The sequence below is a fragment of the Sorangium sp. So ce1504 genome (assembly GCF_051521635.1).
GTDB lineage: Bacteria > Myxococcota_A > Polyangia > Polyangiales > Polyangiaceae > Sorangium > Sorangium cellulosum_B.
In genome coordinates this window covers 246,623-266,565 of the sequence record NZ_CP150365.1, presented here as the reverse complement: position 1 = coordinate 266,565, position 19,943 = coordinate 246,623, and the positions used below count along the sequence as shown (strand labels likewise).

Here is a 19,943-nt window from a genome sequence, read left to right as displayed (position 1 = left end):
CGCCTCCCGAGCCACCCCGTGTCCCACGCCGTCATCACCTCCCCCAGCGCCGCCGCTCGCCTCGATCGGGCCGTGGGCTGGCTGCGCCGCCGGCGCCCCGCCGAGCGCGTGCTCCTCGTCGGCGCCTCGGTCGAGGCCGTGAGCGAGCTCGCCCGCGCATCGATCCGCGGCCGCCGCGCCACCTTCGGCTGGCACCGGCTGACCCTGGGGCGCCTCGCCGCCGCGCTCGCGATGCCGGCGCTCGCCGAGCGCGGCCTCGTCCCGGCCAGCCCGCTCGCCATCGAGGCCCTCTGCGCGCGCACCCTCGACGGGCTCGCGCAGGACGGGCTGCTCGGCCGCTTCGCCCGCGTCGCGGATCGACCCGGGTTGCCGCGCGCCGTCGCGCGGACGCTCGACGAGGCGCGGCTCTCCGGCGTCGCGCCGGACGCGCTCGCGCCGGCCGATCTCGACCGCATCGCCCACGCGTTCGACGCCACCCTGGACGACGCGGGGCTCGCCGATCGCGCGATCGTCCTGCGCCTCGCGGCCGAGCGCGCCCGGGCCGCGGACGACGGCGACCCCCGCTCGCGCCACCCGCTGCTCGGGCTGCCGATGCTCCTTCTCGACCTGCCCGTGCGGTTCGCGCTGGAGCGCGAGCTCCTCGAGGCCGTCGCCGCGCGCTCGCCGGACGCGCTCGCCACCGTTCCGGCCGGCGACGCCGCGTCGCTGCGCCACCTGCAGGCGGCGCTCCGATCGCCGCCGCGGCGGGTCTCGCTGACCGCGGTCTCCGCCGCGCACGACGGCGCCGGCGCGGGCAATGGCGTGGACGACGGCGCCGACGACGGCGCGGGCGACGAGCCGCCGCCGGTCGCGCCCAGCACCTCGCTCGCCCGCCTGCAGGAGCACCTGTTCGACCCGCTGACCGACGAGGCCCCCGGGCTCGGCGACGAGGTCGAGATCCTCTCCGCGCCCGGCGAGAGCCGGGAGTGCGTGGAGCTCGCGCGCATCGCGCTGCGCGAGGCCGCCCGCGGCGTGCCGTTCGAGCGGATGGCGATCCTCCTGCGCGCGCCCGAGCAGTACCGCGCGCACCTCGTCGAGGCGCTGCGCCGGGCCGGGATCCCTGCGCACTTCGCGCAGGGCTCGGTGCAGCCCGACCCGGCGGGCCGCGCGCTGCTCGCGCTGCTCGCGTGCGCCGCCGAGCACCTGTCGGCGTCGCGCTTCGCGGAGTACCTCTCGCTCGGGCAGGTCCCCGACGCGACGCCCGCGGGCGAGCCGCCGCCGGCCCCGCCCGAGGCCGACCGCTGGGTGCCGCCGGACGACGACCTCTTCCCCGAGCTCCTGCGCGGCGGCTTCGACGAGGCGCCTCCGGACGACGACATGGCGGGGGAAGATCTCGGGTTCGATCCGCCAGGGAAAAGCTTCAGTCCGGCCGCCCAGAACCCCAATCGGACAGCCCCCAACCCCGATCGGACAACCCCAAACCCCGATCGGACAGCCCCGAGCCCCGATCGGACAAACCCAAACCCCGGTCGGACAGCCCCGAGCCCCGATCGGACAAACCCAAACCCCGGTCGGACAGTCCAGAGCCCCGATCCGACAGCCCCAAACACCGATCCGACAACCCCGAACGCCGATCGGACAAACCCAAATCCCGATCCGACAGCCCAAACCCCGGATCCGACAGTCGAGAGCCCCGATCCGACAGCCCAGGGCCCCGACGCGCCCGTGCACGACGGCACCCTGCGCGCCCCGCGGCGCTGGGAGCGCATCCTCGTCGACGCGGCGGTGATCGGCGGGCTCGATCGGTGGGAGGCGCGGCTCTCGGGCTTCGAGCGGGAGCTCCGGCTTTCGCTCTCCCGCGCCCCCGAGGACCGCGACGCCGCGCGCATCGCGCGGACGCTCGCCGACCTCTCGGCCCTCCGCGCCTTCGCGCTGCCGCTGCTCGCGGCGCTGCCCGGCCCGGGCGAGCGCGCGACCTTCGGCGAGTGGCAGCGCCGCCTCTCGGCCCTCGCGACGCGCGCGCTCCGGCGGCCCGAGCGCGTGCTCGCCGTGCTCGCCGAGCTCGCGCCGATGGCCCACGTCGGCCCGGTGGACCTCGGCGAGATCCGCCTCTGCCTCGCGCGCCGCCTCACCGACCTCGTGCTGCCCCCGGCCGCCCGCCGCGACGGGCGCCTCTTCGTCTCGCCCATCGAGGGCGCCCGCGGGCGCTCGTTCGACGTGGTCTTCGTCCCCGGGCTCGCCGAGCGGATCTTCCCGCAGAAGGTCACCGAGGACCCGATCCTCCGCGACGCCCTCCGCCGGACGATCGCCGGGGGCGACTCGGGCCTCGACACGAGCGACGACCGCGTGGCGCGCGAGCGCCTCGCGCTCCGGCTCGCGGTCGGCGCGGCCCGCCAGCGGCTCGTCGTGTCGTACCCGCGCGTGGACATGGATCAGTCCCGGCCTCGGGTGCCTTCGTTCTACGGCCTCGAGCTCCTGCGTGCGGCCGAGGGCAGGCTGCCCGGCTTCGGGGAGCTCGAGCGCCGCGCCGAGCAGGGCGGCGCCGCGCGCATCGGCTGGCCCGCGCCCGCGCGGCCCGAGGACGCCATCGACGCGGCCGAGCACGACCTCGCGCTCCTCGAGACGCTCTTCAGCCTGCCGGAGGCGCAGACGGTCGGCACCGCGCGCTACCTGCTCAACGCCAACCCCCACCTCGCGCGGGCGCTCCGGTTCCGCGCGCGGCGCTGGATCCCGGGCTGGACGAGCGCCGACGGGCTGTTCAAGCCGATCGCGGAGGCGCGCGAGGCGCTCGCGAAGCACGCGTTCGGGCGCAGGTCGTTCTCGCCGACCGCCCTCCAGCACTTCGCCGCGTGCCCTTACCGCTTCTTCCTCTACGCGGTGCACAGGCTCGCCCCGCGCCCGGCGCCCGAGGCGATCGAGGAGCTCGACCCGCTCCAGCGCGGTCGGCTCGTGCACGACGTGCTCTACGAGGTGCTGGTCGCCCTGCGCGACGCGGGCAAGCTGCCGCTCGGCCTGCCAGGGCTCGACGAGGCCCGGGCCGAGCTCGATCGGGCGCTCGACCGCGTCGCCGCGCGCTACGCGGACGAGCTCGCGCCGGCGATCCGGCGCGTCTGGGACGACGGCATCGCGTCGGTGCGGGCCGACCTCCGGGAGTGGCTGCGGCGCGCCGCGGAGGACCGCGACTGGGAGCCGATCCATTTCGAGCTGTCGTTCGGGCTGCCGCGCCGCCTCGCCACCCGCGATCCGGGGAGCTCGGACGCGCCCGTGGAGCTCGACTGCGGCGTCCGGCTCCGGGGCTCGATCGACCTTGTCGAGCGGAGCGTGTGGGGCGCGATGCGGGCGACCGACTACAAGACGGGCAAGGCGCGGGCGCCGCGCGACGCGGTCGTGAGCGGCGGCGGCACGCTCCAGCCGGTCCTCTACGCGCTCGCGCTGGAGAAGCTCATGCCTCCGGGCACGCAGGTCGAGTCCGGGCGGCTCTATTACTGCACCTCCGCCGGCGGGTTCACGGAGGTGCCGATCTACCTGGACGCGCGGGCGCGCGACGCGGCCGCCCAGGTGGCGGGGATCATCGGAGACGCGATCGACAAGGCGGCCCTCCTGCCGATGCCGGCGGAGGGGGCGTGCGCGCAGTGCGATTACCGGCCGGTGTGCGGGCCCTACGAGGAGCTCAGGACCGGGAAGATCAAGCGGCGCGACATCGAGCCGCGGCGGCGGCTGGAGCAGCTCCGCCGGCTCGCGTGAGCGCGGGTGTCGCACGGAAGCGTCGCCCCTGGACAGTGGCCCGCGATCGCCGGGGGCGTGGCCGGGGATGTATACACTCCATCATGCACAGCAAGATCGCTTTGCCCTGCGCCCTCCTCGCGCTCGCGGCGACGGGCACCGGTTGCAATCTCATTTTCGGCATCGAGCCTGGCACGGAGGGGCCTTCCTCCGCTTCCTCGACGACGACGAGCACCGGACCTGGTGACGGAGGCTCTGCCCAGACGACGTCGGGCGGCGGCGACGGCGGCGACGGCGGCGATGGCACCGGCGGCAACGGTGGCGATGGCGCCGGCGGCACGCCCTCGTGCCCCCCGTCGAACTGCGCCGCGGGGGAGTGCCCCGTCACGCAGATGCCAGGGGAGCTCGGGTCCAACGCGAAGGGCATGGCGGTCACCCGGGATCTCGTGCTCATGGCCAACAACCAGGCCATCGTCGCCATCCCGAAGGACGGCGGGGCCGCACGTACGCTCCCGGGCACCCTCGGCTTCGGGGATACCGCCTGGATCACCTACTCGGGCGGGCAGCTCTCGTGGACCAACTGGAGCAACGGCGACGTGCTGGGGATCTCCATCGAGCCGCCGAGCTCCAGCCCGATCCAGATCGCGCAGGTCCCCCTGCAGGAGAACGGCGATCCGGCGGTCACGGCCTTCAGCCGGATCACCTCCTTCGGCGACAGCGTCTACTGGGCGACGCAGACGCCCCCGGCGGTCTGGCGGGCCAAGGCCGACGGCAGCCAGCCCGTCGCCGAGCTGGTCGCCTCCGACGACCACCCGATCGGCGTCGCCGTCGACGCGACCCACGTCTACTGGTCCAACTACTGGTCGCGCCAGATCCTGCGCAAGACGAGGGATCCGCTCGGCGAGACAGCCGAGGTCTTCGCGGAGACGAACGGCAACCCGACCGTGCTCGTCCTCGCCAACGGCGTCGTGCACTGGGTGACCGACACCAACGGCGCGGTCCAGTCCAAGGCGACGAGCGCGGCGCCTAGCGCCCCGCCCTTCACCACCACGGTCGACGCTCAGGCCGTCGCCAAGTCGCTCGCGGTGGACGACGAGTTCGTCTACTGGACCGTTTACATGAACAGCGAGGGGAAAGGCGAGGTGCGGAGGGCGCACCTCGGCATGGGGGACACGGTCACCCTCGCGACCGGGCAGCCGTACTTCTTCGAGATCGCCGTCGACTGCGGGTCCATCTACTGGAACATCAACAACGTGGAAGCCGAAGAGGAAGCCGTGGTGTTCCAGATGCCGAAGCCCTCGAACTGAGCACCTCGTCCCCCGACGCCGTCGCTGGAAGCGCGCTCCCGGGCAGCTCGGCGGGCGCGACCGCTACGCGGCGCCCTCCGCCTCTTCCCTCCTGGGCCACGTGAACCGGAACGTCGCGCCGCTCTTGCCGTCCGACTCGACCCACGCCCGCCCGCCGCGGCTCTCCACGATCTTTCGCACGATGGCGAGGCCGATCCCCGTGCTCTCCACCTTGTCCCTCGCCTGCAGCGTCTGGAACATCCCCCACACCTTCTCCTGGAACGCAGGCGCGATCCCAGGCCCGTTGTCGGACACGGAGACCTCGACCCTGTCGCCCTGCTCCCGGGCGGACACGGAGACCGCCGCGTCCTCGCGGCCCGCGTGCTTGAGGCCGTTCGTGATGAGGTTCATGAGCACCTGTTGCAAGGGCACCCTGTAGGTCCGCAGGGTCGCCGGCGGCACGTCGAGCGTCACCCGCGCGGGCGGCCTCGGGGCGATGAGCTCGACCACCTCCCTCGCCAGCCTCTCGAGGTCGACGCTCTCCGGCTTCTGGCGGAACCTCGTCGCGCGGGAGTAGGCCAGGATCCCCTCGATCAAGGCCTCCATGCGGCGCACGCGCCCGCGCAGGAGCTCCATCTGATGGCGCGTGTCCGCGGTGAGCTTGTCCGAGAGGTCCTCCTCGATCCACTGGGCGAGGCTCGCGATGCCCCGGAGGGGCGCCTTCAGATCGTGGCTTGTCACGTAAGCGAACTGGTCGAGCTCGGCGTTGGTCCGCTCCAGCGCGCGGATGAGCGATTGCGCCTCCTGGAACCGCCTCGCGTTGTCGATCAGCAGGGCGACGCGGCTCCCGAGCTCCTCGGCGAGCGCGACGTCCGCCTGGCTGAAGCGGCGGCCCGACTCCGCGTGGACCAGCGTCAGCGCGCCGATGGTCCGGTCGCGCCCCCGGAGCGGGACGACGACATACGATCTCAGCCCGAGCGACCGGATCAGGCGCAGGTGCTCGGGGCTCAGCGCGGCGGACTCGATGGCGGCGTCCGGGATGTCGGCCATCCACTCGGAGCGACCGGCGCGGAGCACGGCGGACACGCCCGCCGGGGCGTCGGGCCGGGGCGGGGACATCGCCCGGAGGCGCTCGGCGAGCTCGATCTTCGCGGGGTCGCAGTGGTGGACGGCCACGCGCTCGATGGAATCGCCGTTCAGCATGTCGACAGCGCACCAGTCGGCCAGGGTGGGGACCGCCAGGTGGGTCAGGTGCGTGAGCCGCGACGCGACGTCGAGCGAGCCGGAGAGCGCGGCGCCCGCCTCGCTCAGGAGGCGGAGCGTCGCCTGCTGCCGCTCGAGCTCCGCCGCGAGCATCTCCGCGCGCGCCCGGGCCTCGCGCTCCCGCTCGAGGAGGCGCGCCCTGTCCAGCGCCGACGCGCACTGCGCCGCCACGCTGAGCAGGAACTCGCGCTCTTCGGGGCTCCACGCCCGATCGTTCGCGAAGGAGAACGCGAGGCCGCCGAGCAGCGCCGCGTGGGCGACGATCGGCAGGACGGCGAGCGCCTTCACGTCGTCGCGGACAGGCCGCAGGGCCGCGAGCTCGGGGTACGCGGCGTGCAGGCTTTGCCTCGTGTCCACCCAGATGGGGCGGCGCTCCCGGAGCGCGTCCGAGAGCGGCAGTCGGGCGTCGAGGGGCACCCTCGCATAAGGGCTCGTGCGCTGCTCCTCGAGCCCCGAGTGGCCGACGAGCGCCGCGACGCCGGCCGCCTCGTCCGCCGTGTACATCATCGTCGTCGAGGCGCCGAGCACCCGGTGGATGTCGCTCACGACGGCGGCGGACACCTGCTCGACCGTCACGGCGCCGCTCAGCGCGGTGCTGACCGCGAGCAGCGCCTGGGTGAGCCGGGCGCGGCGATCGAGCTCCTCGACCCGCTTCGTGAGCTGCGCGGCGAGCTCGCCGCGCTCGGCCTCGACCTGCTTGAGGCGCGAGATGTCGGCGAACACCGAGATCCCGCCCTCGAGCTCGCCGCCAGGTCCGATGATGGGCGCGGCGCTCCCGAGGACCATGCCATACGTCCCGTCGAAGCGCTGAATCCGGGTCTCCTCGCTCTCGATGACCTGCCGTTCGGACATCGCGCGGGCCATGGCCCAGTCCTTCGCCTCGTACGGGCGGCCGTCCTCGTGGAAGGCGCGATACAGCGTCCAGTCGTTGATCGATTCGGTCGAGGCGCTGCCGGCCCAGATGCGCTCCGCCGCCCGGTTGTGCAGGACGAGCTTCCCGGACGCGTCGCAGAGGATGACGCCGTGCGGGCTGTGCTCGAGCACGGCGTCGAGCCACCCGCGATCCCGGGACCCGACGGCGCGGAGCCGCTCGAGCTCACGCTTCAGGGCCTCGATGTCCGTCGTATCGACGCGGGCGGCGGGCCCGGGAGACGGGCCGTTGTGCGCGGAGGTTCTCATAGGATGACGGCGACCGGCGCCTCGGCAGAGGGCCGAGGCGGCGCTCGGTCGGACGTCGCCGGAGCTTACGCGCATCGATGACGCGGCGGAAGGCGGCGCGACCCGGCCGAGCGGGTTCCTCGGCGCGCGGCGCGCGCATGCCCGGCTGCCTGGCGGCGATCCGGCCGCCTGGCAGCTTGTCCGGCGCCGCGCAGGCGCGGGCGGACGGCGCCGGCGGCGGCGCGCCGTCGCGCCGTCGCGCGGGCGAGTGCCCGAGCGGGTCCTTGGGATCAAGGTCGAGCGCCGGGCCGGCCGCTGCGCACCGGCTGGGTCTGGGTCAACGCCGAGCGGGACTGCGACTCTCGGCGTGATCGCGCAGGGGGCGCAGGGGCGCTCGGGGAAATGACGATGCAGGCTTAGGGCTCCACCTCGCTCACCATCCTCGCTTCCCGAACCCAGATGTTCGGGGCCGATAACCGGCAGGTGAGCGCGACAGCGCGCCGGTGTCGGCCAAGGAGCAAGCAATGATGGGCAATCGTTCAGGTCGCCTCATGGCGATCATGTTCGCTGGGAGCTTTGTCCTCGCGGGGGCCGGCGGCTGCATGGGCAGCGACGATGACGCCGAGGCGAATCGCGATGGAACGGATGGGCAAGAGCGGACCGGCACGGGCCCCGACGGCAGGAGCCACGGACAGACGGGCCGAGACGGCGCGCGAGGCGCCGGGAGGGGCGGTGGAGCGCAGGCCGGCGGCAGGCAGGGAGGCCGCGAGCAGCCCGGTCATCAAGGCGGCAGACAGGGCGGCGAACGGGCCGGCGGCCAGCGCGCGGGCGACAGGCAGATGTGCGGCGAGCAGGCCGGCCATCAAGGCGGCAGGCAAGGGGGCCGCGGGCAGATCGGCAGTCAGGGCGACAGGCAGGGAGGCCGCGGAGAGCGCAGCGCGACGCAGCAGCCGTCGGACGCTGAGCTCACGATGCTGATCTCGTTCATCCACCAGAAGGAGGTGGATCTGTCGCAGATCGCCTTGGACAAGGCCGAGTCCCCGGACGTGAAGCGCTACGCCGAGCAGATCGTCGAGGAGCACTCCCAGTCCGAGCAGCTCGGCGCGGGCTCGAGGGGTTCAGGTATCAGGATGGAGTCGTGCTCGCGCTGCCGGGAGCTCGACGAGAGCTCGACCGAGGTGAGCGGAGCGCTGGAAGAGGAGGAAGGCGCCGAGTTCGACACGGCCTTCATCTGGGCTCAGATCTCCTTCCATCGCCGCGCCCTCGAGCTCCTCGACGTGCCGGGCGTCGCGAACGCGGAGAACGCCAGGATACGAACCAGCGTGAAGGCGATGCGAGCGGACGTCGAGCAGCACCTGACGGAGGCCGAGCAGCTGTTCTGCTTGCTGCTCCACGAGCAGCAGGCAGGCGGCCAGCAGCAACGCGGACAGCAGGAAGGCACCCAGTCTGGCCAGCAGCAACGCGGACAGTTCGGCTGGGCGCAAACCGGCCAGCAGCAGGGCATCCAGGTCGGACAGCAGCAGGGCATCCAGGTCGGCCAGCAGCAGCAGGGCATCCAGGTCGGCCAGCAGCAACGCGGACAGGTCAGCCAGATGCAGCCCGGCCAGCGGCAGGGCGCCCAGCTCGGACAGCAGCAACGCGGACAGCAGCAACGCGGACAGGTCAGCCAGATGCAGCCCGGCCAGCGGCAGGGCGCCCAGCTCGGACAGCAGCAACGCGGACAGCAGCAACGCGGACAGGTCAGCCAGATGCAGCCCGGCCAGCGGCAGGGCGCCCAGCTCGGCCAGCAGCAACGCGGACAGCAGCAACGCAGCCAGCAGCAAGGCCCCCAGGCCTACGCGCAGCGGCAAGGGGAATCGCAGAAGTCCCAGTAACAGGGCTTCATGTCCCGCAGGGCGGCGGCGACGGCGCCTGCTCGCGGCCTTCGCGAGCGCCGAGCTCCCCGAGCGCCACCCCGCCTATCCGATCCAATGACGGCGCCCATGGTCTCGTGACCGCGATCGCGGGCGAGTAGGCGCGTGCGCGCGGTCGCTCAGGCGAGCCGCGCGCGTCATGAGTCGATCCACGTCCACGGGAAATCGACCTCCACAAGCGTCTCGGCGCCGTCGAGCACGTCCACGCTCTCGACGCGCACGATGTCGCTCATCGCGTCTCCGTCGAAATCCACGAGCCAGACATCGACGTCATAGTACCCCTCGGAGAGGCCGTCGATGGTGAGGCCGAGATCATCGCAGTCCCCCACCGCGTCGAGGACGAGGAAGCCATCCTCGTCCTCGACGCTGACCGCGACCCCGCTCACGTCGTGATCGAAGCACGCCCACGGGTCGTCGCTGCCGTCGATGGTCAGGGCGACGGTGAGCGAGCCGCGCGTGAGGTGATCGTGGTCATCGTCATGATCGACGACGATGCACCCCGTGAGCGAGGCAGTGGCGAGGACGCAGCCAGCGAGACCGGTGAGCACCTTCGAAAGTTTCATGGGGATCGTCTTCCTTTATCCAAGTCTGGCGCTGTCGCGCCGATGCGCGGCACGGCAGCAAGCGCTATACCAGCGAGCGGCGCCCTGCGGTGCCACGCGGCGGCGCTCCGCCTTCGCCGGGTGGCACCGCAGTTGCTCCTGTGAACCCCCATGGAGATGAACGTGCCAGTCCTCGATGTTTCCTCCCCCAGAGCTGCGGCGCGCGCTCAGCAGCGCAGCAGCAGGCTCGCCGTGCTGGCCGCGCTCGTTGCGCTCGCGCTCCTCGGCGCGACCGGGTGCGCGGCAGAAGTCCACACCAGGGCCGCTGCGCCGGCGCATGCGACCGTCACGTACCAGGAGTTCGCGGTGTACGAGGAGCCGGTCGTTCACATCGCAGCGGCGCCGGTCCACGTCGAGACCTACCCGCGCGTGTACTACCGCGGGACCTACGTCTACTATGTGGACGGCCGCTGGTACTACCCGTCGCACCACGGCTGGGTCTACTACCGCGACGAGCCGCGCGCCCTGGTCCGCTACCGCGTCGGCTTCGAGCGACACGGCCACCATCACCATCACCATCACCACGTGCACCGCACAACCACGGTCAGGCCGGCAGCGACGGTCCGGGCGGGGGCCTCGGTCCGGGCGGGGGCCTCGGTCCGGGCGGGGGCCTCGGTCAGGCCGGCAACCTCGGTCAGGCCGTCAACCTCGGTGAGGGCAGGGGCTACGGTGAAGGCGGGGGCCTCGGTCAGGCCGGCGACTCCGGCGAAGCCGGCGAAGAAGCATCGCGTGGAGCGTCGACGGCACCACGTCGAGGAGAGGCGCCCCGAGCGCTGACTGCCGCCTCGGCATTGGCACAAACGTTGCGCTTGCACCTGCGACGAGGCGGCGACGCGGGTCGCGGCATGACCGCGCTCCCTTCGGGGCCGCCTCGGCCCGCGCGCGGGCCCAGCCTCCCCCGATCCCCTGGCCCGCCCTCCCGCTACCCGCCCTTCGCGGCATCGGCGAAGGCCTTCCAGGTCGCCTCGGCCGCGCCCACGCAGGCGCGCGTCCCGTCGCGCACGATGGGCGTGCGGAGCAGGAGCGGATCGTCGACGAGGAGCTCCGCGATCCGCGCATCGCTCGGGCCGAGGTGCTGGAGGCCACGCTCCTTCACCCGCGCGCTCTCCGCGTCGTAAAGCACGCGCACGCCGCCCACCGCGCGCGCTACGCTCGCGAGCTCCCCCTTGGAGAGGCCCTTCTCGCGCAGATCGACGAGCTGCACCTTGATGCCCCGGTCAGCGAAGAACCGCTGCGCCGCCCGCGTCGCCTTGCACTTGGCCGTGCCGAAGATCTGGATCATGCGCGTCGCTCCTCGGTGGAATGGCTACTGCGCGCTCCGGAGGGCAGCGCGGGCGTGGAGCATAGCAACCGCTGCCCGGACGGCGCAGGGCCAGCGGCGCGCAGGACGCTCCGCGTCGTGCCCGATGCGCATCGCCCCGAAGCGCGGCTCAGCAGCAGCGCCGCCGCGCGCAAGGGTCGATTCTTCCGACCTACGATTCTCCCGACCTACGTTGCCGTCCGCTTTGCCGTCCGCTGCCGTCTCGGATCGATCCCGCCCCGTCGCGGCCGCTCCACCAGACAGATGGCGACCTCGCTCCGCCCCCCTCCGAGGCCGCCCGCTCTGGTCTCGACCGGCCCCGCTGCCCCGCCGTACGGTCCCGGCAACTCGCGACCTCGCTCCGCCCCCTCCGAGGCCGCCCGTGCGGTTCGAGCGCGCCCCCTCACGAGGTCCTCCGCCAGCGCCCTCACGTCGCGCCCTCCAACGCCCGCTTCTCCGCCCCGCAGCGCGATCGAAAGGGACGCGTCCGCTCGTCCGGCGACGTACACTCGTCCGGCAACGCACACGCGCGCGCCGCCATCCGAGGACAACGAGAAAGCGCCGCGCCGAGCGGGGCAGCAACACCGAAAAACGCCGTGGAAATGCGCCATGTCGGCGGTCGATTCGTTTTCCTATTTACGTCCTCAGCGGTTAGGATATCGAGGCGCATTGATGATCGTGCCCCCTCACACCCTTCGCGGTCGGGTACGACGCAGCGGCAACACTGGAGCGCATTGAATGAGGTTCCGTCCCTCGCTCTCGACGAGCGAGTCCGAATCGAGTCATCCCGTTTCCATCGCTTCCGCGGGCGGACGCGCGGGCGAGCGCGCGCCAGCTCGGCGCGCGAAGGCCACCGGCGCGCAAGCCACGCTCGGCGCGACCGAGCTCTACTTCCGGTCGCTCGCCGGCAGCCAGCCGCTGACGCGCGAGGGCGAGGTCGCGATCGGCCGTCGTATCGAGGCGGGCGCGCTCGCCTGCTTCGAGGCGTGGGTCCGGTCGCCCGTCGCGCTGCGCGAACTCGCCTCGACGGCAGAGGACGTCCAGGTCGGGGCGCTGAGCCTCCGGGATCTGCTGTGCGAGGCCGACGCGGGTGATCCCGAGGCGGACGCCTCCGCGAAGCGGCTCGCGGAGCTGCTCGCGCTCGCCCGCTCGCTCCTCGGCCGGCAGATCACCGAGGACGGCGTGGAGACCGCCCTCGCGGGCCTCGCCGCGGGCCTCGCCGAGCTGCGCCTCGATCCGACCTTCGAGGAGCGCATCGAGCGGAGCCTTCGCGCAGCAGCGGCCGAGGCGGACAAGGCGGAGCGCTCCGCGATCGAGGCCACGATCGCGGCGATCGCCCGGGGGCGCCGCGCCGTCGCGCAGGCGAAGTCCGAGCTCGTCCAGGCGAACCTCCGGCTCGCGGTCGCCATCGCGCGGGAGCACCAGCGCTTCGGCGTCCCGCTGCTGGACCTCGTGCAGGAGGGGAATCTCGGCCTGATCCGCGCCGCCGACAAGTTCGAGTACCGCCGCGGCCACCGCTTCGGCACCTACGCCGCGTGGTGGATCAAGCAGGCGATCAAGCGGACGATCCTCAACCAGGGAAAGCCCGTTCGGATGCCGGTCCACCTCACCGCGATCCGGAGCCAGGTGGTGCGCGCCCGGCGAGATCTGGTGCAGGAGCGGGGGCGCGAGCCTTCCGTCGAGGAGATCGCGGAGCGCAGCGGCCTCACCGTGGAGAAGGTGCGGGTGATCAGCGAGCTCGCGCTCGAGCCGCTCAGCCTCGACGCCCCCGTCGGCGAGGAGGGCGATACCCGGTACGGCGATCTGCTGGCCAACGACGAGCCCACACCCGCGGACATGCTGGCCCGGCGCCGGCTGATCGAGCAGACGCGCGAGCTGCTCGACTCGCTGCAGCCGCGTGAGCGCGAGCTCCTGCGGCGCCGCTTCGGCCTCGACGGCAACGAGGACGAGACGCTCGAGGAGATCGGGCAGTCGTTCTCGCTGACGCGGGAGCGCATCCGTCAGATCGAGGCGAAGCTGCTCGAGAAGCTCCGGACGCGCTCGCGGCAGCGAGAGCTCGGCTCCTATCTCGAGGGGTGAGGGCGCGGGAAGCGCCGGCGCGCTTCAGAAGCTGTACCCCACCGCCCCGCCCAGCCGGTGAGACGAGCCGGCCGCGTTCTCGTACGCGAGCTCGACGTGGTTGGGGACGAGGAAGAGCAGGGCGTCGACGAGCAGGCAGTCGTCCTTGCCGTCGCACAGCCGCTCGTCCCGGCTCCCGAAGATCATGCGCCACTTCACGGGCAGGCCGAGGCCGAGGGCCGCGCGCGCGCCGAGCGCGCCACCGGCCTCGGGGAGCCTGTCGCTCAGCGTCCCGGCGAAGAGGTAGACCGGCGCGACGGCCAGATAAACGTAGTGGTTCATCGTGCCGCTCTCGCCGGCAAAGCCGGCGCGGAGCTCGGGACCGAGCGCGTAGCGCGCGACGTGCACCTGGCCGTCGAAGCCACGGCGATCGTCAACGTCGGTCGAGCCTGCGCTCGCCGAGAGCCCCCCGGAGAAGTACGGGACCCACGACGCGCGGTCGGGGCCCGTAGACCCGCACCAGCCGAGAAACAGCCTGCCCTCGAAGACCCGTACGCCGCTGCCCGCGCGCGCGCCGAAGGCGAGATCCATCTGAAAGGGCCGCACCGGATCGGCGAGAGCAGCGCCAGGGGCGAGGGCGCCGGCCATCCCTGCCACGGCCGCGAGCAACCGCGCGGCGCGCGTCACTGTCGCCCGGTCCCGATCTGGCCTTGGCCGTCGCTGCCCCAGCAGAACACCCCGCCCTCCTCGTCGAGCGCGCAGGTGTGCTCTCGCCCGGCGGCGAGGGCGACCGCGCGCACGTCGAGCGCCGCCTGCACCGGCGCGGAGACCAGGTTGGCCTCCTCGGAGCCGAGCTGGCCGCTCTGGTTGGAGCCCCAGCACACGACGCCGCCGTCGTCGAGCAGCGCGCAGCTGTGGCGCCCGCCGGCGACGACGGCCTTCGCACCGGCAACGCCCTCGATGAGGGTGACGCCGACAACCTCGTCGGCGCTGTCGACGATGGGCCCGCCGCCGCTCTGGCCGTTGAGGTTCCAACCCCAGCACGCCACCTGTCCCGTGCCGAGGGCAGCGCAGCTGTGGCGCCCGCCCACAGCAACGTCGGTCGCGCCGCGCACGCCCTCCTTGCGGGCAGCTCCGGCGGCACCGTCTCCCCAGCACCACACGTCGCCCTGCGCGTCGAGGGCGCACGCCTGCGCTTCGCCGGCGGCGACGCGCGCCACGCCGCGCAGCGGGAACCCACCCAGGTCGAGGACGAGCGCGGGCTCGCTCCTCACGACGGTCTCGGGATCGGAGCCGAGCTGGTGGCTCCGGTTGTCACCCCAGCAGACCACGGTGTCGGCGCCGCGCACGGCGCACGTGAACCCGAGCGATGGGTCGTCCGCCTCCACGAGCCCGCCGGCCGCGAGCTCAACCACGCCCTCCAGGTCGGGCACGTCGCGCGGTGGCACCGGGCAACGCCCACCAGCCACGACGTCCGCGCCCCCGGAAGTGTCGGCGCAGCCCGCCGGCACGACGCCGAGGGAGCCGCCCACGTCATCCCCCCAGCACCTGACCCTCCCCTCGTCGAACAGCGCGCACGTGTGCCGCGGACCAGCGGCGAGACACACGGGGTCCGCGGCGAGCGAGACCCACCTCGGGGAGGTACTCAGCGAGCCGATGGAAACGTCGCCAAGCTGGCCCGCTTCGTTGTCGCCCCAGCACGCGGTATTACCGTTCCTGAGAATCGCGCAGGTATGGTAGGCACCGGCGACGATCTGCGCCGCGGGTTCGAGCGCCTTCACGCGCACGGGGGTGAAGTGGTAGTCCTCCGAGCAGCCACCGGCGAGGGGCGCCGTGATGAGCAGCGAGGCGGCCGCCCACCGTCGGGAGATGAGACCTCTTCGTCCGATCATCATTCGCCTCGTGCGCGTGCCTGCATGAACGGCCAAACGACCCTACCCAGGTTGCGCCGCACCCCGCACGCGAAAACGACCGACCTACGTTGCGATGCGGCCAGGTTGCGTTGCGGCCGGGGGGCTGCGGCACCCCACCCCGGAATGACTATCCCATGGGTCCACCTTTCGAGAGGAATCATTCCGCTCGGCCAACCATCGCGTACAGCCCTCTGCCCCTGACGCCGCTTCCTCTGCGTTCGGCACCGCCTGCAGAGGTACGAAGGCACGGGTACACCGCCGCACGAGATTCGTCCGTCCACACCGCCGGTCCCAGACGCACGCGCCCCCACGACAAGGCACTGATGCCCTCGCCCGTCCCGCCAACCTCCCTGCAGCGCCCCACCGCTGTGGCTCTACACCGTGAGCACGACGTCGGCCACGCTGGCGCCGTGAAACGTGCGCATCCACCACGTCCCCGCGGGGAATACAGCGCTGCGTACGCCGGCACGCCATCGCTCCAGCGCCGCACGGTACGACGCTCGAAACGCACGCACAGCGGCACCTGCGACTCGCCACGCATCTCCCTGCTCGCGACCCACCGCAAACGTCGGATTGCCGTCGCGCAGCGGCTCGAAGCTCGTCACGCGCTCGTGAGGGGACACCTTGCAGGCTCTCTCGGCGCCCAAGAAGCGAAGTCCTCGCCGCTGCACCTCCACGCGGGCCCGCGCTTCGTGTCGCTCGAGCTCGGCAGAGACGTCCTGGCGAAAGCCCTCCGCGCTGTCCTGCTCGATGGCCGGCGGCAGCGCGAGCGAGACCGTCGCTTCCTCGGGCCACTGGGGGTTTTCCGGGTCGAGATACGCCGAAGGCCGTGCTGCGCGCAGCACGCCGCGACCGAGCTCGTCCACATCCACCTTGGCGCCCGGCCACTCGCGAGCATGCTGCACCAGGCCAGCGGCGACAGGATTCGCCATGACGTAAGCAATCTTCTCCACCACCGCAGCGCGCGTCAGCAGCCGCACCACGCTCGTGGCCTCGTGGTCCCATACCGGGCCTTCCCACCCGCGAAGCACCTTCGTGCCGAGCGCGACGATGCGATGGAAGAATTGCAAGAACCGCGGCAGGACGCCCCTCGAGTCGGTCACGACCAGGTGCAGATGCGTCGACATGGCGCAGATCGCATGGACCTCGATGCTGTAACGGCGGGTCGACACCGCGAGGACGTAGACCAGGAGCTGGGTGATTGCCGCATCCGGGCGGAAGAGCAGGTGCCGGCGCAAGACGCGACGGGTGATGAGGTAGGTGGCTCCGGCAGCGATCTCGCGGGGCTGGCTCATGACAGGCGCAATAAGACAAGCGCCGTGCCAGGGATTTCCATCAATCATTTCGCGGCTCGACCAAGCTTCTTGGGTGGCGGCCGCCTGGCGGGCCGCCACCCGAGCTGGAGCCGACTAGCCCAACCTCGACTAGCCCAACCTGGGTTGCGGTTAGTCCGCCAACCGGCATCGGATCCGCTGCACCTGGTCGGTCCACAGGATCCGCCCCGCCAACCTGGGTCGGGTCCGCGCGCGGGTCCGCGCCACCAACCTGGGTCGGGTCCGCCCAACGCTCACACTCGCACTGTAATTCACGTTTTCTCTTGCGCATCTATGTCGCCCAGCCGTATGGCATCGACGGGTCGCCAAGACCCTTCTGAGTGGGGGAGGATGACAACCACCTGAACCTCGCCGCGCAAACGCCGGGGGTCTTCCTGCATGGCGTGAATCATGGGTTGCGCCTCTGCACCCCCGCGTGGAAGCGCCGCTCTCGGCTCGATGGTTCACCGGAATGCTTCTGTCCCGGTGTGATTGGCCATCACGAAGCCAGAGCCCGCGCGCCTGTGCGGCGCAACCGAGGTAGGCCACCTCCGCACGCCCGGGTGCGCGCGACGGCGTTCGACCCCTACAGCGACGATGAGACGTTGCCGTCAGTATGCAAATCGCCCACGCACTTCGAGAGGTGCGGGGGCGCTTGGCCTTCGCCACGACGAGGCGACGCCGCCCAGTAGCCGCCTCCCAGCGCGCTGGCCGCCGCGCATTTCCTCCCCGGCGTCCTCCTCAGCCAGCGCGTGCGCGGCAGAGCCGCCGCCGGCCTGCACCGGCCCGGGCCCTGGACGGCCGCGTGAACCAGGTTGCGGCGCGAAGGCTCGTGATAGTCTCGCTTCGCGCCCACCAGGATCCGGGTAGAAGGCGCGAGGGGCGGATTGAACAGCGACGACAGAGGGCGCGGAGCCGAACGGGGTGGACCGTCCAGGGAGCGACACCGCGGGGATCCGCCGGCGTCGGGCGACACGCTCGCCCGCGCCGTGGCCGACGCGTCGATGGCCCTCTCGCGCGCCGGCGATGACAGTCCGCAGCAAGCGATCGTGGCGGCGGCGGCGCGCCTCCTCCACGTCGACATCGCCTGCCTCTACGATGTCGCGCAGGTGCCGCACACGCTCGGGCTCGTCGCCTGCGCGGGCGGCAGCGCGGGCTCGCTGGACGCCCTCCGGCGCCTGCCGCTCGACGCCCCGAGCCTCGCCGGCGCCGCCGCCCGCCTGAACATCGCGCAGGTCGCGCCCGAGGACGAGAGCGCCGACGCGCTCCTCGACGCCGGCCATCTGCGCCGACGCTGCGGCTGCACCCGCGCGTTCGCGATCCCCATCGCCTTCGCCGGCACCCTGCGCGCGGTGCTGCTCTGCGCCACGGCGCAGCCCGCCCTCCCGCAGACCGAGCTGGTCGAGATCGCGGGCGCCCTGTCGAGCCTCTTCGGGATGGCGCTCACCGCCCCCGAGCTGCACGCCCAGCGCGCACGGATCGAGGAGCTCGAGCGGGAGAACCACGAGCTCGAGCGCTCGCGCGAGCAGCTCCACGCGACGATCGCGGAAGCCAGGCAGACGGAGGCCGCGCTCCGGCTGAGCGAGGACAGCCTCGCCCGCGCGCAGAGGTTGGCGAAGCTGGGCAACTGGGACTGGCACATTCCGAGCAACGAGCTGCTCTGGTCCGACGAGTGTTATCGGATGCTGGGCCTGTCCCGCGACGCCGGCGCGCTCACGTACGAGCGGTTCCTCGCCTGCATCCACCCGGAGGACCGCGAGGGTGTGATACGCTCCGTCGACCTCGCGCTCCAGGGCACCCTGCCCTATTGCGTCGATTACCGGATCGTCCGCCCGAACGGCGAAGAGCGCTCCCTCCACACCGAGGCGGACGTGATCCGCGCCGAGGACGGCTCTCCGCTGCGGATGATCGGCACGGCCCTCGACGTCACCGAGCAGCGGCGCGCCGATCGCGCCTTGCGGCTCAGCGAGGAGCGCCTGCGGATGATCGCGGAGCACGCGAGCGACGTCATCTTCCATATACGGCTCGGCCCGGAGGGGGGCTACGAGTACATCAACCCCGCCGTCCTCGAGCACACCGGCTATCCGCCCGCGGCCTGGTACGAGGACCCCGAGCTGTTCGTCACCCTGATCCATCCCGAGGACGTCGGGCGCTATCATGCGTTCGTCGAGCACATGGCCGCGGCCGGCGGCCGGCTCACCTTCCGGATCATCGACAGGAGCGGCCGGACCCGCTGGCTCTCGACCCACATCACGATCCAGCACGACGAGCACGGAAACCCGATCGCCGGGATCGGCATCTCGCGCGACGTCACCACGGAGAAGCTCGCCGACGAGGAGCGCGAGCAGCTCCTCGGACAGCTCGCGGCCGAGCGGCGCTGGCTCCACGCGGTCATCGAGCGCTCGCCTGTCGGCATCCTCCTCCTCGACCGGGCCGGCGCGCAGATCGCCCGGAATCGCCGCGCCCAGGAGCTCGCCGGGACAGACTCGCCGCCCGGGCCCTTGGGCGCATGGGGTCTGTGCCTGCCCGACGGGGAGCCGCTCACGGACGAGGAGCAGCCGTCGGCGGGCGCGCTGCGAGGCGAGGTCACGAGCTCGAGGGAGCTGTCGCTCCGGCGCGCCGACGGCAGCATGCTGGCGGTGCTCGCGAGCGCTGGCCCCATCGTCGACGGGAACGGCAAGCTGCTCGGCGCGGTCGTCGTCTTCGACGACATCACCCGGCTCAAGGAGCTCGAGCGGCTGAAGGAAGAGTGGACATCGGTCGTCGCGCACGACCTGAAGCAGCCCGTGACGACGATCATCGGCTACGCGACCCAGCTCGAACGGAAGCCCCAGGTCACGACCGCGGTGAAGACGAGGGCGGGACACATCCTGGCGAGCGCCAAGCGGCTCGGGCGGATGGTCTCCGATCTCACGGACATCTCCCAGATCGAGTCGCGTCGCCTCGCGATCGAGCGCGCCCCCGTCGACCTGCGCGCGCTCGTGGAGGCGGTCGTCGAGCGGATGGAGAGCGAGACCGAGGGGCGCGTTGTCGACGTCGAGAGCCGCGGGGAGATCCCGATCGTGCACGCGGACGCCGGGCGCGTCGAGCAGGTGCTCAGCAATCTCATCTCCAACGCCGTGAAATACGGTGATCCCGAGACGCCGATACAGGTGGCGCTGGAGCGGCGCGACGACGCGGTGCAGATCTCCATCCGGAACAGCGGCCGCGGGATCCCGGCCCAGGACCTCCCGCTCCTGTTTGAACGCTTCTTCCGGGGAAAGGCGAAGGAGGAGCGCGTGGTCGGCCTCGGCCTCGGCCTGTACATCGCGAAGGGGCTGGTCGAGGCCCACGACGGCAAGATCTGGGTCGAGAGCCCCGAGGGGGGCCACACGACGTTCCATTTCACGCTTCCGGTGGGCGCGGCGCCGCGCCGGGATGCAACGTAGCCACGAG

13 protein-coding genes are annotated in these 19,943 nt (G+C 72.4%); 6 read left to right on the top strand and 7 right to left on the bottom strand.

The genetic code is table 11. From position 1 onward, the window contains the following. The first annotated feature begins 18 nt into the window (after window positions 1–18). Together WMF39_RS01055 and WMF39_RS01050 are read left to right on the top strand one after the other, a co-directional pair. Entirely contained in the window at window positions 19–3,723 is a 3,705-nt protein-coding gene (locus tag WMF39_RS01055) for a PD-(D/E)XK nuclease family protein (RefSeq protein WP_437743693.1), read from the top strand. An 83-nt stretch (window positions 3,724–3,806) separates the two neighbouring features. After that, the gene (locus WMF39_RS01050; protein WP_437743692.1) at window positions 3,807–5,009 is read left to right on the top strand and encodes an ABC transporter permease; all 1,203 of its coding nucleotides are present in this window, start codon (window positions 3,807–3,809) and stop codon (window positions 5,007–5,009) included. 63 nt (window positions 5,010–5,072) lie between these two features. On the opposite strand, the gene WMF39_RS01045 is transcribed toward WMF39_RS01050, so the two are convergent. Both WMF39_RS01045 and WMF39_RS01040 read right to left on the bottom strand, forming a co-directional pair. Beyond that, on the bottom strand, window positions 5,073–7,430 hold the full coding sequence (locus WMF39_RS01045) for an ATP-binding protein (RefSeq protein WP_437743691.1): 2,358 nt from the start codon (window positions 7,428–7,430) through the stop codon (window positions 5,073–5,075). Between the two features lie 518 nt (window positions 7,431–7,948). Next, the gene (locus WMF39_RS01040) at window positions 7,949–8,491 is read right to left on the bottom strand and encodes a hypothetical protein (RefSeq protein WP_437748159.1); all 543 of its coding nucleotides are present in this window, start codon (window positions 8,489–8,491) and stop codon (window positions 7,949–7,951) included. Between WMF39_RS01040 and WMF39_RS01035 the strand changes: the two genes are divergently transcribed. Further along, window positions 8,381–9,283, top strand: a complete 903-nt coding sequence (locus WMF39_RS01035) for a DUF4142 domain-containing protein (protein WP_437743690.1) — start codon at window positions 8,381–8,383, stop codon at window positions 9,281–9,283. The two genes, WMF39_RS01040 and WMF39_RS01035, sit on opposite strands and share 111 nt — an antisense overlap. Before the next feature lie 176 nt (window positions 9,284–9,459). Here WMF39_RS01035 and WMF39_RS01030 read toward each other — a convergent pair whose 3' ends face one another. After that, on the bottom strand, window positions 9,460–9,885 hold the full coding sequence (locus WMF39_RS01030; RefSeq protein ID WP_437743689.1) for a hypothetical protein: 426 nt from the start codon (window positions 9,883–9,885) through the stop codon (window positions 9,460–9,462). Between the two features lie 150 nt (window positions 9,886–10,035). Between WMF39_RS01030 and WMF39_RS01025 the strand changes: the two genes are divergently transcribed. After that, window positions 10,036–10,701 carry a hypothetical protein gene (locus tag WMF39_RS01025; RefSeq protein ID WP_437743688.1) on the top strand — a complete coding sequence of 222 codons (666 nt, stop codon included), beginning with the start codon at window positions 10,036–10,038 and terminating at the stop codon, window positions 10,699–10,701. 145 nt (window positions 10,702–10,846) lie between these two features. On the opposite strand, the gene WMF39_RS01020 is transcribed toward WMF39_RS01025, so the two are convergent. Continuing rightward, the gene (locus WMF39_RS01020) at window positions 10,847–11,206 is read right to left on the bottom strand and encodes an arsenate reductase family protein (RefSeq protein ID WP_437743687.1); all 360 of its coding nucleotides are present in this window, start codon (window positions 11,204–11,206) and stop codon (window positions 10,847–10,849) included. Between the two features lie 756 nt (window positions 11,207–11,962). Between WMF39_RS01020 and WMF39_RS01015 the strand changes: the two genes are divergently transcribed. Next, window positions 11,963–13,303 carry a sigma-70 family RNA polymerase sigma factor gene (locus tag WMF39_RS01015; protein WP_437743686.1) on the top strand — a complete coding sequence of 447 codons (1,341 nt, stop codon included), beginning with the start codon at window positions 11,963–11,965 and terminating at the stop codon, window positions 13,301–13,303. 24 nt (window positions 13,304–13,327) lie between these two features. Here the strand turns inward: WMF39_RS01015 and WMF39_RS01010 are convergent, their stop codons facing one another. From WMF39_RS01010 to WMF39_RS01000, 3 genes are all read right to left on the bottom strand, one after another. Beyond that, on the bottom strand, window positions 13,328–13,969 hold the full coding sequence (locus WMF39_RS01010) for a hypothetical protein (RefSeq protein WP_437743685.1): 642 nt from the start codon (window positions 13,967–13,969) through the stop codon (window positions 13,328–13,330). Next, complete coding sequence (locus tag WMF39_RS01005; protein WP_437743684.1) at window positions 13,966–15,174, bottom strand: RCC1 domain-containing protein; 1,209 nt, start codon at window positions 15,172–15,174, stop codon at window positions 13,966–13,968. The genes WMF39_RS01010 and WMF39_RS01005 overlap by 4 nt, the downstream gene beginning before the upstream one ends. A 395-nt stretch (window positions 15,175–15,569) precedes the next feature. After that, window positions 15,570–16,490, bottom strand: a complete 921-nt coding sequence (locus tag WMF39_RS01000) for a transposase (RefSeq protein WP_437748146.1) — start codon at window positions 16,488–16,490, stop codon at window positions 15,570–15,572. A 1,007-nt stretch (window positions 16,491–17,497) separates the two neighbouring features. Here WMF39_RS01000 and WMF39_RS00995 point away from each other — a divergent pair. After that, window positions 17,498–19,936 carry a PAS domain-containing protein gene (locus tag WMF39_RS00995; protein WP_437743683.1) on the top strand — a complete coding sequence of 813 codons (2,439 nt, stop codon included), beginning with the start codon at window positions 17,498–17,500 and terminating at the stop codon, window positions 19,934–19,936. Window positions 19,937–19,943: the final 7 nt, after the last annotated feature.

What these genes read in the sequence shown, in the direction of transcription:
- WMF39_RS01050 (WP_437743692.1), top strand. Translation starts at nt 3,807, where the DNA reads ATGCACAGCAAGATCGCTTTGCCCTGCGCCCTCCTCGCGCTCGCGGCG.
- WMF39_RS01045 (WP_437743691.1), bottom strand. Translation starts at nt 7,430, where the DNA reads ATGAGAACCTCCGCGCACAACGGCCCGTCTCCCGGGCCCGCCGCCCGC.
- WMF39_RS01035 (WP_437743690.1), top strand. Translation starts at nt 8,381, where the DNA reads ATGCTGATCTCGTTCATCCACCAGAAGGAGGTGGATCTGTCGCAGATC.
- WMF39_RS01030 (WP_437743689.1), bottom strand. Translation starts at nt 9,885, where the DNA reads ATGAAACTTTCGAAGGTGCTCACCGGTCTCGCTGGCTGCGTCCTCGCC.
- WMF39_RS01025 (WP_437743688.1), top strand. Translation starts at nt 10,036, where the DNA reads ATGGAGATGAACGTGCCAGTCCTCGATGTTTCCTCCCCCAGAGCTGCG.
- WMF39_RS01020 (WP_437743687.1), bottom strand. Translation starts at nt 11,206, where the DNA reads ATGATCCAGATCTTCGGCACGGCCAAGTGCAAGGCGACGCGGGCGGCG.
- WMF39_RS01015 (WP_437743686.1), top strand. Translation starts at nt 11,963, where the DNA reads ATGAGGTTCCGTCCCTCGCTCTCGACGAGCGAGTCCGAATCGAGTCAT.
- WMF39_RS01005 (WP_437743684.1), bottom strand. Translation starts at nt 15,174, where the DNA reads ATGATCGGACGAAGAGGTCTCATCTCCCGACGGTGGGCGGCCGCCTCG.
- WMF39_RS01000 (WP_437748146.1), bottom strand. Translation starts at nt 16,490, where the DNA reads ATGAGCCAGCCCCGCGAGATCGCTGCCGGAGCCACCTACCTCATCACC.